The organism is Pseudomonas sp. 9.1(2019), from assembly GCF_009910445.1.
Classification (GTDB): domain Bacteria; phylum Pseudomonadota; class Gammaproteobacteria; order Pseudomonadales; family Pseudomonadaceae; genus Aquipseudomonas; species Aquipseudomonas paraversuta.
Genome location: NZ_VBWF01000011.1, coordinates 207136 through 219081, shown reverse-complemented (window position 1 = coordinate 219081; position 11946 = coordinate 207136). Strand labels below are relative to the sequence as shown.

At 58.3% G+C, this 11946-nt stretch carries 12 protein-coding genes; 5 read left to right on the top strand and 7 right to left on the bottom strand.

What is annotated here, in order from left to right:
• Positions 1-132: 132 nt before the first annotated feature.
• The 3 genes from FEZ21_RS19915 to FEZ21_RS19905 all read right to left on the bottom strand — a co-directional run bounded on the left by FEZ21_RS19915 (position 133) and on the right by FEZ21_RS19905 (position 3628).
• Entirely contained in the window at positions 133-1509 is a 1377-nt protein-coding gene (locus FEZ21_RS19915) for an MFS transporter (RefSeq protein ID WP_160628278.1), read from the bottom strand.
• Positions 1510-1625: 116 nt separating this feature from the next.
• Positions 1626-2468, bottom strand: a complete 843-nt coding sequence (locus tag FEZ21_RS19910) for an inositol monophosphatase (protein WP_003440998.1) — start codon at positions 2466-2468, stop codon at positions 1626-1628.
• A 149-nt stretch (positions 2469-2617) separates the two neighbouring features.
• Positions 2618-3628 carry a LacI family DNA-binding transcriptional regulator gene (locus FEZ21_RS19905; protein ID WP_010655882.1) on the bottom strand — a complete coding sequence of 337 codons (1011 nt, stop codon included), beginning with the start codon at positions 3626-3628 and terminating at the stop codon, positions 2618-2620.
• Between the two features lie 406 nt (positions 3629-4034).
• On the opposite strand from FEZ21_RS19905, the gene FEZ21_RS19900 reads away from it, so the two are divergent.
• Complete coding sequence (locus FEZ21_RS19900; protein WP_178092392.1) at positions 4035-5276, top strand: glutamine synthetase family protein; 1242 nt, start codon at positions 4035-4037, stop codon at positions 5274-5276.
• A gap of 99 nt (positions 5277-5375) precedes the next feature.
• Entirely contained in the window at positions 5376-6707 is a 1332-nt protein-coding gene (locus FEZ21_RS19895; RefSeq protein WP_127196595.1) for an MFS transporter, read from the top strand.
• A 118-nt stretch (positions 6708-6825) separates the two neighbouring features.
• Here FEZ21_RS19895 and FEZ21_RS19890 read toward each other — a convergent pair whose 3' ends face one another.
• From FEZ21_RS19890 to flgA, 4 genes are all read right to left on the bottom strand, one after another.
• Positions 6826-7563, bottom strand: coding sequence for a flagellar brake protein (locus FEZ21_RS19890; protein WP_010655880.1), 738 nt, complete (start codon positions 7561-7563; stop codon positions 6826-6828).
• Positions 7564-7654: 91 nt separating this feature from the next.
• Entirely contained in the window at positions 7655-8122 is a 468-nt protein-coding gene (locus tag FEZ21_RS19885; RefSeq protein ID WP_029612370.1) for a flagella synthesis protein FlgN, read from the bottom strand.
• Positions 8123-8181: 59 nt separating this feature from the next.
• The gene (gene flgM / locus FEZ21_RS19880; protein ID WP_127196594.1) at positions 8182-8508 is read right to left on the bottom strand and encodes a flagellar biosynthesis anti-sigma factor FlgM; all 327 of its coding nucleotides are present in this window, start codon (positions 8506-8508) and stop codon (positions 8182-8184) included.
• 151 nt (positions 8509-8659) lie between these two features.
• Positions 8660-9328: a flagellar basal body P-ring formation chaperone FlgA gene (flgA, locus tag FEZ21_RS19875; protein WP_232286843.1), complete on the bottom strand. Its 669-nt coding sequence runs from the start codon at positions 9326-9328 to the stop codon at positions 8660-8662.
• A gap of 160 nt (positions 9329-9488) precedes the next feature.
• Here flgA and FEZ21_RS19870 point away from each other — a divergent pair, with 160 nt between their 5' ends.
• The 3 genes from FEZ21_RS19870 (at position 9489) to flgB (ending at position 11945) form a co-directional block, all read left to right on the top strand.
• On the top strand, positions 9489-10451 hold the full coding sequence (locus tag FEZ21_RS19870) for a chemotaxis protein CheV (protein ID WP_127196593.1): 963 nt from the start codon (positions 9489-9491) through the stop codon (positions 10449-10451).
• A gap of 13 nt (positions 10452-10464) precedes the next feature.
• Positions 10465-11292 carry a protein-glutamate O-methyltransferase CheR gene (gene cheR, locus FEZ21_RS19865; protein WP_003441051.1) on the top strand — a complete coding sequence of 276 codons (828 nt, stop codon included), beginning with the start codon at positions 10465-10467 and terminating at the stop codon, positions 11290-11292.
• A 245-nt stretch (positions 11293-11537) separates the two neighbouring features.
• Complete coding sequence (gene flgB, locus FEZ21_RS19860; protein ID WP_003441054.1) at positions 11538-11945, top strand: flagellar basal body rod protein FlgB; 408 nt, start codon at positions 11538-11540, stop codon at positions 11943-11945.
• The last annotated feature ends 1 nt before the right edge of the window (position 11946 follow it).

The following is an 11946-nucleotide window of genomic DNA, read 5'->3' as shown; positions in this document are numbered from 1 at the left end:
TTGTTGTTGTTAGTTCCAAGACACGGCGGTATTGCTCTTGGGAAACACACAACTCCTTGCTGGCCAGTCGCCAACTATGCGGGATGAATGTTGCAGGTATATGTCACTTTTTGTTTCAGGATCAAGAGCGGTTTAAATCTTTGCCGGTTCAGCAAAGGCTGCTGTTTTACCCATAGGCGGTTGTGTGCGCTTTTGGATATACAGGGCAAACAGGGCGGTCATGAGCACCGAGATCAGCGAGGCACTGACCCAGAAGATCGACAGGGTCTGGAATTGATAGACCTTGCTGCCATTGCTCAACACCGTAGTGCCGTGCTCGATCAGTACGCCGGTGAGAATTTCACCTGCTGCAGCGCCGCCATAGCTGGCGATACCGATCATGCCCAGCGCAGCACCGGAAGCGCTTTTGGAGGCAATGTCAGTGGCCATCAGGCCGCCGAGGAAACACAGCAGAGCCCCCATCGACAGACCGAAGAACATCATGGCCGTAGCATCCAGCCAATAGTGGCCGGCCGGAACGAACAGGAATGCGGCCAGCGACGCGGTGTTCATCAAGCCGAAGATCATCGCCAGGGCATTGCGCTTGCCGTTGAAGAAACGGTCCGAAATCAGCCCGCTCAGGCCGGTACCGATAATTCCGAAAACCCCGGTAATGGAGATCAGTGTCGAAGCGCTGAGGGTGTTGTAGGCCTTGGCGTTTTCCAGGAAGAACACGCCCCAGGAAATCACTGCATAGCGCCCGATGTACATCAGGCAAGAGGCCAGGGCGAGCAGCCACAGGGCCGGGTTTTTCAGCAGTTCCAGCTGTTTGCCGAAGATGCTCGGCCCCGTCTTGTCATGGGGTTCAGGAGTTTGTACCGGGGGGAAACCGCAACTTTGTGGCGAGTCGGCCATAAAAAAGTAAATCAGGGCCAGCCCCGCCAGGCCCATCAGGGTGGCGAGCCAGTAGCCGAACTGCCAGCCCCAGGTCACCACCACAGCGGCCACGGCCACGTAGGTCAAGGCTTCGCCCAGGCTGTGGGCAATCGACCAGAAGCCATAGAAGGTCCCGCGTTCCTTGTCGGTGTACCAGCGCGACAGCGAGACCACGCACGGCCCGACCCCCATGGATTGGGCCCAGCCATTGAGGCCCCAGATCAGGGTCAGAATGATGGTGTTGGTGGTCATGCCCATGCAGGCATTGACGATGGCGCTGAGCAGCAGGCCCAGCATCATGAAGCGGCGCACATTGGAGTGATCGGCCAGAAAGCCGTTGACCAGTTTGCCGATGGCATAGGCGAAGAACAGCGCCGAGCCGATGATGCCCAGTTGGGTGGGGCTCAGAATGTTGTTCGATACCAGTGCCGGCTTGACCACGTTGAACGAGAGGCGACACACGTAGAACAAGGCGTAGCTCAGTGACATGGATATAAAGGTCTGCCAGCGCAAAACCCTGAACCTTTGCATGTCCTGGCTGGGGATACCCTCGCGGGCAGGTGCAGCCTTGAAGGCATTGAGTAGAGATTTCATGGCGCAAGATTTCCTGTTTTTGTTTTTCTAGGGGCCTGCTTGTAAAACCTTTTCTGGATCTGTCCGGTGCAGCCTGATTGATCTGACCTGCCGGGTTGAGTCCGCTGCCACAGCAGTCAGCTGTTCAGAGAAGGCCCGATCATACGGGCCAGTGCCGGGTACAGCTGAGGCGCGGCCACCAGTAGCGGGTTGCCTTCGATCAGGCCCCGGTCCTTTAAAAAGTCACTGCATTGACCGCCGGCTTCGCTGACCAGTACCAGACCGGCAAGGCAATCCCAGCTGTTGATATGGGTTTCGTAGTAACCGAGCAGGCGCCCGGCGGCGACGTAGGCGATCATTAATGCACCCGAACCATTACGAATGAACATTCCGCCTTCATCCAGCAGCTGTTTGATGAATGGCAGAAAGTGTTCCTTGCCCCGTCGATGGGAGGTACCGACTCCGGTTACGCCCAGGGTCAGATCGACAGCCGGGTTGACCACGATGGGGGTCTGGTTGACGTAGGCGCCCAGGCCTTTGCAGGCATGGAATAGTTCGTCGTGGTTGGCGTCGGCCACGGCGCCCAGGCTGGGCACGCCATCCACCAGCAAGCCGATGGACACACACCAGGTGTGCAGGCCGTTGACGAAGCAGCTGGTGCCATCAATCGGGTCGACCACCCAGATGCAGCGTGCCTGCAAATCGCTGCCGCCGGTTTCTTCGCCGAGAAAGCCATCTTCGGGGAAGTGTTGGGCCAATTGCCCCTTGATGAAATCTTCCAGTTCGCGGTCGGCCATGCTGACCACGTCCTGGCCAACACCGTCCTTGTGCGCGACTTCCAGGGTTTCGCGCTGGCGATAGTATTCAAGCCCCAGCTGCGCCGCCTGTACGGCGATGCGCTGGGCTTGCAGGTAGCGATGTTCGAGGGCCAGCGGCTGGTTTGGGTCGAGGTCCAGATGAGCAGTGAGGGTTGCCGGCATGCTTTTTTTCCTTGGATTGCACACGTGTGCAATCTGCTGTTTAAAAAAAGTGAATGGACCTTTTTGCCTTGGGGCGGGCAGGGGGCGATTCACTGTTGGGGCTAATACAACACGAAACAAAAATTCAATTCAACATAAAAATAAAACAATTATTCCACTGTGCTGCCGCGACGAACCAGAGACACCGCAATAGAGCCGTGCAGGCCACAGTGCTGAAAATTTTTGCGACGGGCGACAATTGCGGCTACCGCGCTTTTTGCCAGTTCACTGCTGTTCTGGCGCAGGGTGGTGAGGTTGTAGGCCAGGTGCGCAGCCTGGGGAATATCGTCGAAACCTATGACTTGCACGTCGTTCGGCACCGATAACTGCAACTTGTAACGCAGCCCGTCCAGCGCGCCCAGGGCCAGCATGTCGGTGGCACAGAACAGGGCGTCCGGTCGCTCGCGGCCGCTGAACAATTGTTGTACGGCGCCAAGTCCGCCGTCATAGCTGGGCGCTGCATCCAGAACCGCGACCGGGCTCAGGCCCGCTTCGGCGAGCCGGTCGCGAAAGCCTTCCCAGCGTTCGCGGCTACTGAAGTTGTTTTGCCCCTGGCCGATGAAGGCCAGGCGTCTGGCGCCACCCGCGAGCAGGGTGGCCGCTGCCAGGCGGCCGCCGCCGCGGTTGTCGCTGCCGATTACCTCGGCGCCTTCCAGTTCGTGTCCGCGGTTGATCATGGCCACCGGGATCTGGTGTTTCAGGTAATGCTGAACCACCGACAGCGGCGGTGATGCCGAGGTCAGAATCACCCCGGCAATCTGGTAGCTGAGCAGTTCGTGCAGTGACTGTTCGAGTTGCCGCGGGTCATCGGCGTTCATCAACAGTGGCATCAACCCCTGTTTGTTCAGCGCCTCGGTGATCGGACTGAGCAGGCTGGCCCGAAACGGGCTTTCAAAACCTGCGGTGACCACGCCGACGAAATTGCTGTAGCCCTTGTTCATGGTGCGGGCGATCAGATTGACCTGGTAACCCAGGGCCCGGGCCGCAGCCATGACCTTGTCGCGGGTAAGCGGCGACACGCTGGCGCCCGGGGTGAAGGTGCGTGAAACCGCTGAGCGGGAGACTCCGGCATGGCGCGCGACGTCGTGGGCGGTGATCAAGTGAGTGTCGTCTTTAGGCATGCCGGGCACTGCGAAGAAAAATAGAATCGCCACCCTAATGGCTTGTGTTGCCGTTGCATAGGTATCGGCGTTTTTTCGCGCTATCACGCTCTACGTCGTCGCTGCCAAGGAACAAAGACTGCGAGGGCAGATTCAGCGAGCTGAACATCTGAAGGCCTGGGGCCCTTATCGCAGCCCTCGTTCCTCGGCAGCGACTACGAGGGTATTCCAGGAATTGTTCGGCGACTGCTTGAAATCCCGAACGGGTGGTGCGTATTTTGTACGGATTGCCGTTCGCGGCCCGTACCACAACAAGGAAAGTGTCATGACGACCGATGACCAGCGCTCTCTCGCACAGCGATTGACCGGCATTGACGAGATTGAATGTGTGACTGCCGATTTGAACGGCGTTCCCCGGGGCAAGGTAATGACTGCAGCGGGGTTCCTCGAAGGGCGGCGTTTGCAAATGGCCCGGGGGGTGTTGCTGCAATGCATCATGGGCGGTTATCCCGAGGCGCGCTTTTACGGCAGCGATGATGGCGATCTGGCACTGGTGCCTGACCCGGCCCACATCTATCCCTTGCCCTGGAGCCAGCAACCCCGGGCGCTGGCCATTTGCGACGCGGATGAATTCAGCGGTGAAAGCTCGCGTTTGTCGACCCGTGGCCAGTTGAAGGCGGTCATCGCCCGTTATGCCGCTCGCGGCCTGGCGCCGGTGGTGGCGACAGAACTTGAGTTCTTTGTGTTCGCGCCCAACCCCGATCCGACCCAGCCGTTCCGTCCGCCGGTGGGCCTGGACGGTCGTCGCGAAGACGGTTTTTCGGCGTTCAGCATCAGTTCCAATAACGGTCTGCGGCCGTTCTTCAATGAAGTCTATGAGTGCATGGCGGCACTGGGCTTGCCCCGTGACACCTTCATGCACGAAATGGGCGTCAGCCAGTTCGAGATCAACCTGCTGCATGGCGATCCGCTGCTGCTGGCCGACCAGACCTTTTTGTTCAAGCACCTGCTTAAAGAAGTCGCACTCAAACATGGCCTGACCGTGGTGTGCATGGCCAAGCCCCTGGCGCACACGGCCGGCAGCTCGATGCATATTCACCAAAGTGTGGTGGAACTGGGCAGCGGACGTAATGTGTTCAGCGATGATGCGGGGCAGCCGACCGCGACCTTCCGTCATTTTATCGGCGGACAACAGGCGGGCATGGCCGACTTTACGGCGCTGTTTGCGCCGAACGTCAACTCCTATCAGCGCCTGTGCCACCCTTATGCATCGCCGAACAATGCCTGCTGGTCCCATGACAACCGTGCCGCAGGGTTGCGGATTCCGGCCAGTTCACCGGTCGCCCGGCGGGTCGAAAACCGCTTGCCGGGGGCAGACGCCAACCCCTATCTGGCGATTGCCGCGAGCCTTGCGGCGGGCCTGTACGGGATTGAAAACGAGCTGGAGCCGACGGCTGCGATCCAGGGTGAATTCGAAGTGCCGGATTCTTTGTCCCTGCCATGTACCTTGCATGCCGCCCTTGAGCGTCTCAAACGCAGTCACTTGGCGATTGAACTGTTCGGTAAGGAGTTCATCGAAGGTTACATTGCGTCCAAGACCCTGGAACTCACCAGCTTCTATGATGAAATCACCCCCTGGGAGCGTCGTGTATTGGCGGCTCAGGCTTAATCGTTCAAGCGCCTGCCACTTGGCATGAGCGTTTGACACTGTGGCCGCCGGCTATCGAAGGATTGCCGGCGGCCCGCACACGGAGCTGCACGGAACGCCATGCACCAAATCTGGAAGTCTTTTCGCGCCCTGTATTTTGCTTCGCTGATGATGTTGATCGGCTCGGGGCTTTTGAGCACCTATCTTGCCCTGCGCCTGGCTGCCGACGATGTCGACGGCTTGTGGATCGGCGCATTGATGGCGGCCAACTATTTTGGTCTGGTGCTGGGCGGCAAGATCGGTCACCGGCTGATTGCCCGTGTCGGTCATATCCGGGCCTATGCCACCTGCGCCGGTATCGTCGGGGCAGCAGTACTGTGCCACGGCCTGACGGACTGGTTGCCGATATGGTTGCTGCTGCGGGTGATCGTCGGTCTGGGCATGATGTGCCAGTACATGGTCATCGAAAGCTGGCTCAACGAGCAGGCTGATGCCAAGCAGCGTGGGGTGGTGTTCAGTCTGTACATGATCGCTTCCTACCTGGGTCTGGTACTCGGCCAGCTGGTACTGGTGATTCATCCGGCCCTTGGCCCTGAATTGCTGATGCTGGTGGCGTTGTGTTTTGCCCTGTGCCTGGTGCCCGTGGCCATGACCCGGCGGATTCACCCGGCGCCGCTGCACCCGGCACCGATGGACCCGAAATTTTTTATGAAACGGGTACCGCAGTCATTGATTGCGGTACTGGGCGCCGGCTCGCTGGTCGGCTCCTTTTACGGCCTGGCGCCGCTGTATGCGTCGCAGCAAGGGCTGTCCACCGAACTGGTCGGCCTGTATATGGGCTGCTGCATTTTCGCCGGCCTGCTGGTGCAGTGGCCGCTGGGCTGGCTGTCGGACCGTTATGACCGGCCTTTGCTGATCCGGATCTTTGCCTTGATCCTGGCGGTGGTTTCATTGCCGCTGGCAATCCTGCCTTCAGTGCCGCTGCAAGTGTTGTTTGCAGCAGGTTGCCTGAGTGCGCTGGTGCAGTTCTGTATTTACCCGCTGGCTGTGGCGTTTGCCAACGACCACATTGAAGGCGAGCGCCGGGTTTCGCTGACCGCCATGCTGCTGGTGACCTACGGCATTGGCGCGAGCATCGGCCCTCTGGTGACCGGGGTGCTGATGAAACTGTTTGGCAGCCATATGCTCTACGCGTTTTTCAGCGTTGCGGGGTTACTGCTGGTTTGGCGCATACGGCCGAATGCGGTCACCAACCTGCACCAGGTCGACGATGCGCCTCTGCATCACGTTGCCATGCCTGACAGCATGTCCAGCTCACCGCTGGTGGCAGCGCTTGACCCGCGGGTGGATGAGCAGGTGGTGCAGGATCAGATGGTGGACAACATCGCACCGGAGCCTGAACCTGATCCTGAAACCGGGCATTCAGAACCTGAAACCAGGCCTGAGCCCTGAAGGCAGGAGCAAACTGACTGTAGGAGCGAACTGACTGTAGGAGCGAGCTTGCTCGCGAGCTCTTCAACGAGAGAGCAAAAGCTCGCTCCTACAGGTTTATTTCTTTTTTACAGGCTTATCAGTAGTCGTCTTTATCGAACTGGCGCGCTTCGCGCTGCAGTTGATAGACAAAACGCTCGACCTGACGCTGCACAGCCCCGCTGATGTTGTGAAACCGCAGGCCGGCAAAGGTGACGTTGAGGCGCTCTTCAAAATGCAGGTAGCGCAACTCCACGGCCGTGGTCATGGCGCCGAAGGGCAGGGCGGCACTGAAGCGCTCATACACCTGGCCCAGCTGCATGCTCTCGCCGATATTGCCTTCGAAGCGCAATTTGCAGCCCGTGGCCGATACATCAAGCAGCTTGCCCTTGAGCGGCGCCTTGAGCTTTTCGCCCGCCACTTCGACATTCACCAGATTGGCCAGTTTGAGTGCCGCGCGAAATGCGTTGCGCCGCTGGTGGTACAGCACTTCGCCCGGCAGGGCGGTGCGGTAGCAGCGGTGGTCATGGGCGTCGTCAATGGTCAGGCGGCTGGTGCATTCCCAGGCGATGCGTACGCCTTCATGGAAACCTTCAACCCGAAACGGTACGCCGTCCTGAAGAAAACGCTCGCCGTCACGGGGGATCATTTCGTCCAGGGCCATGGAGTTGCCCTCACGATCCACTTCGACCACATAGCTCTGGAAGCGCTGGCTGCGGTCCTGGAACGTAATAATCAGCGGGTCATGGCTCTCTTGCAGCATGCGCAGGCTGGAGGCCACTTCCAAAGGTGTGGAAAGCACCTTGGGTGGCTGCGGAGCATCTTGGGAATCGAACACGGTTCAGCGGTCTCCGGACAATAAACAGCAACACGCAGGGGGTGGCATTTTGCCATTGTGTTGCGTGTCTAGATAGCGTGACCGTGCAGGTTCAGGCCTGGCTGTAAGCGCGGGGTTTATCCAGCATTGAGGTCGAGCCGCGGGCGTCATACAGCGAAGGCGCTTCGCCGCCGTGCAGGATGCGCAACTGATTGGCGGTGATCGCCTGTTGCGTCTGGATCGATTGGCCGTTTAGCAGGTTGGCTGCCTGGCACCGGGCCAGCAACTGGTTCAGCAGATCGCTCTGTGTCAGTAATTGCTCGCCCACGCTGGAGTGGCTGGCAAGGCTTTCGAGGCCGCGGCGGTTGGTGGTCAAGCCCAGGCTTGCCAGTATCTCGCTGCGTCGGCGGCCATGCTGTTCAAGCAGGATGATCAGCGACTGTTTACGCGCCAGAATGTTTTCCAGCACCCGCATGTCGCGGCTTTTGAGGGCAATGGACTCGTCCTGCAACAGGCCGAGCAGTTGCTCGGCCGGTGCCAGATCGTCATTGATCAGTTGCAGCAAATTTTCATCGTGGATGTTGTGCATGTCGGGCTCATGGGTGTTAAGCGTCCAAAAGCCTGGCACTGGCCGTGGGCCTAGCGCTCAGCTTCTATATTCAGCAGTTTGCCGGCAACCCGATTGCTGTCGACTTTATAACTGCCATCGGCAATGGCTTGCTTCAATTCGGCAACCCGATTTTTATCGACCACCGGTTGGTCACGCAACGAGTCACTGATTTTCTGCAACTGTTGAGCTTCTTGACTGAGGTGCACAGATTCACCGCTTGGGGCGCTGACACTGGTTTGTTCAGGTTTTTTTGCAGGGGCCGCTTGCGTGGCGCTACCCGCTTCCTGGTTGGCATTGCTGCGGGTACTGCCGTTTAAGGGCGGGGCACTGTTGAGACGGCTAAAGTCGATGACCATGACGAAAAACCTCTGGGTATTTGGACGCTTGCCATGTTTTCGGCCAAATCCGGGAAAACTTTAGGCGCGATTAATCATGGCTGACTGCTTGTCGGTACTGACCTGCGTCAAGGCACAGTGTAGGAAAGTCGCGAAACTGATGCCAACTTTCCTAGAGTGCTACTTCAACCTGGCCCGGTGCGGTAATCCGTGCCCGGATGACGCGCTTGGAGTTCAGGTTTTTAACCCGGATCTGTTCGCTGAGGCCACCATCAGACAGGGCCTCGCCGGGCATCTTGACACTTAATGTGCCGCTACGTGCGCTGATCACCACGTGATCGCCTTTACGCACGGCCGCAGCCTGTTCCAGATGGGTGAGGGTCAGCACCTGATCAGTGACCATGGGCCGCAGCAGCTTTTGCCCCACTGCCAGCTCGGTCGCGGTCAGGTAGCCCTGTTTGATCAGGCTGATATCGCGCTCGCGCAGGGTGACATCGGCGTAGTCGATGACCATGCCGCGCTGCAGGGGGTGGGTCACGGTGACGACATCGCGGAACAGTTTGACCTGTGCCGGAACAAAGATGGTCCAGGGTGAGTGCCCTTCACAGCGTACGCGCACAATGACGCGGCCCATGGGTTGGGCCGGGCTCTCGAGGCTGGCTGTCAATTCCTTGTCACACCAGGCCAGGCGCAGCCGGGGGTCGAGGTTGTTGACCTGGATTTGATAGCGGCCCTCGATCTGACCAGTGGCAAGGTAGTCTTCGACGGTAAATTCAAGAAAGCCCTGGGTCACGCCGATAAGCTGATCAGGCGATGTGAATTCATCGGCGTGGGACGGCATGCCGATAACCGTCAGGCACAAGGCCGCAAGCAGGCTGAAACAGCAGCGCGGCACGTGGCAGGATTTTGTCGTTTTAGCGTTCATGGCAGATAAATAGCAAAGCCCGTGCCGTTTGCCGGGCAATGTGTGTCGTAACTTAAAGTTTTAACAGGAGCTGAGTATGGCCGGGGTGATGGATGCGGTTAACCAGCGCACTCAACTGGTAGGGCAAAACCGCCTTGAACTGTTGTTGTTTCGTCTGGACGGGCCACAGCTGTACGGGATCAACGTGTTCAAAGTCAGGGAAGTGCTGCAATGCCCCAAGCTGACAATGATCCCCAAATCCCATCCAGTGGTATGTGGAGTGGCGAATATTCGCGGGGCGACCATCCCGATTCTCGATCTGGCAATGGCCACCGGGTCGGGTCCCCTGCAAGATCAAAGCAGCCCGTTTGTCATCATCACCGAGTACAACACCAAGACTCAGGGCTTTTTGGTTCGTTCGGTCGAGCGTATCGTCAACATGAACTGGGAAGACATTCATCCGCCACCCAAGGGTGCCGGTCGCGACCATTACTTGACGGCTGTGACGCGACTGGACGAGCAACTGGTGGAAATCATCGATGTGGAAAAGGTTCTGGCTGAAGTTTCGCCTTCGCCGGAAACCATTTCCCAGGGGGTGATAGATGTCGAAACCCAAGCCAGAGCGCTGTCTTTGCGGGTGCTGACGGTCGATGATTCGTCGGTGGCGCGTAAACAGGTTGCCCGTTGCCTGCAAACGGTCGGGGTCGAGGTGATATCGCTGAACGACGGCCGTCAGGCGCTGGACTACCTGCGCAACATGGCGGGTGAGGGCAAGGACCCGGCCGAAGAGCTTCTGATGATGATTTCGGATATCGAGATGCCGGAAATGGACGGCTATACCCTGACCGCCGAGATTCGTAACGATCCACGCATGAAAAATTTGCACATCATTCTGCATACTTCATTGTCCGGTGTATTTAATCAGGCGATGGTCAAGAAAGTCGGTGCCGATGACTTCCTGGCCAAGTTTCGCCCCGATGACCTGGCATCCCGGGTAGTAGACCGGATCAAAGCAGCAGACCATAGCCAGGGTTCATCCCTGGCGGTCAAAACGATTTAAGAGGCGCGATCATTTGTCGACGGCTAATTTGGATTTTCAACAGTTCCGGGTTTTCCTGGAAAAAGCCTGTGGCATTTTGCTGGGTGAGAACAAGCAGTACCTGGTCTCCAGTCGTCTCAACAAGCTGATGGAGCAGCAAGGGATCAAGTCCCTGGGCGAGCTGATTCAGCGCATTCAGAGCCAGCCCCGCAGCGGGTTGCGCGAGCAGGTGGTCGATGCCATGACCACCAACGAAACCCTGTGGTTTCGCGATACCTACCCCTATGAAGTACTGAAGAACAAAGTCCTGCCCGAGCAGATCAAGGCCAGTCCCGGTCAGCGTCTGCGTATCTGGTCGGCGGCGTGCTCTTCGGGGCAGGAACCCTACTCGCTGTCGATGGCGATTGACGAGTTTGAGCGCAGCAATCCGGGACAGTTGAAAGCCGGGGTGCAAATTGTGGCCACCGACCTCTCCAGCTTGATGCTCAATACCTGCAGAACCGGCGAATACGACAACCTGGCGATTGGTCGCGGTCTGTCGCAAGAGCGCTTGCAGCGCTATTTCGACCCCAAAGGGCCCGGGCGCTGGGTGCTCAAAGCGGCAATCAAGAGCCGGGTCGAGTTCCGCTCCTTCAACCTGCTGGACAGCTACGCCGGGTTTGGCAAGTTCGACATCGTGTTTTGTCGCAACGTGCTGATCTATTTTTCGGCTGAAGTGAAGAGAGACATCTTGCTGCGCATTCACAGCACCTTGAAGCCGGGCGGCTACCTGTTTTTGGGGGCCTCCGAAGCGCTTAATGGCTTGCCGGATCATTACCAGATGGTGCAATGCAGCCCGGGGATCATTTACCAGGCCAAGTAAGCAAAACGGGAGCCCTTGTACGGCTCCTTTTTTATGCCTGCCAATCTTTCCCTGCAGGAGCAGGGAGGGGGCGGCAGAAAAACGGCAGTCAGCGGTCAGGCATTGCCGCTTTTATGACATTGCCGCGCCCCATCTCCCTGCAAAGCCCTGAAATATGGGCCTTAGGTAATTGGCACGGGGTTTGCTCAGTTCATGTCATATAAAGCCTGAATTGCGTTCAGGTCAGCCCACAAAGGTTTCCCGACATGAGCATCAGCTTCGATAAAGCGCTCGGTATCCACGAACAGGCCCTGGGCTTCCGCGCACAGCGGGCCGAAGTGCTGGCGAACAATATCGCCAATGCCGATACCCCGAACTACAAGGCTCGGGACCTGGATTTTGCCTCCGTGCTCGCCGCACAAAGTGACAAAAACCAGAACGGCACGTTTGCGTTGAACAAGACCAACGGCCGGCACATCGAAGCCCAGGGCCTGAGCAGTGGCGACGAGTCCCTGCAGTACCGGGTGCCGATGCAACCGTCGATTGACCAGAACACGGTGGATGCACAGCTGGAACAGTCGAACTACGCAGAGAATGCGGTCAACTTCCAGGCCAGCTTCACTTTGCTCAACAGCAAATTCAAAGGGCTGATGTCAGCCCTGCGCGGGGAGTAAT

What these genes read in the sequence shown, in the direction of transcription:
- FEZ21_RS19910 (WP_003440998.1), bottom strand. Translation starts at nt 2,468, where the DNA reads ATGCCGGCAACCCTCACTGCTCATCTGGACCTCGACCCAAACCAGCCG.
- FEZ21_RS19870 (WP_127196593.1), top strand. Translation starts at nt 9,489, where the DNA reads ATGGCCGGGGTGATGGATGCGGTTAACCAGCGCACTCAACTGGTAGGG.
- FEZ21_RS19915 (WP_160628278.1), bottom strand. Translation starts at nt 1,509, where the DNA reads ATGAAATCTCTACTCAATGCCTTCAAGGCTGCACCTGCCCGCGAGGGT.
- flgM (WP_127196594.1), bottom strand. Translation starts at nt 8,508, where the DNA reads ATGGTCATCGACTTTAGCCGTCTCAACAGTGCCCCGCCCTTAAACGGC.
- FEZ21_RS19895 (WP_127196595.1), top strand. Translation starts at nt 5,376, where the DNA reads ATGCACCAAATCTGGAAGTCTTTTCGCGCCCTGTATTTTGCTTCGCTG.
- flgA (WP_232286843.1), bottom strand. Translation starts at nt 9,328, where the DNA reads ATGCCGTCCCACGCCGATGAATTCACATCGCCTGATCAGCTTATCGGC.
- flgB (WP_003441054.1), top strand. Translation starts at nt 11,538, where the DNA reads ATGAGCATCAGCTTCGATAAAGCGCTCGGTATCCACGAACAGGCCCTG.
- FEZ21_RS19900 (WP_178092392.1), top strand. Translation starts at nt 4,035, where the DNA reads ATGACTGCAGCGGGGTTCCTCGAAGGGCGGCGTTTGCAAATGGCCCGG.
- FEZ21_RS19905 (WP_010655882.1), bottom strand. Translation starts at nt 3,628, where the DNA reads ATGCCTAAAGACGACACTCACTTGATCACCGCCCACGACGTCGCGCGC.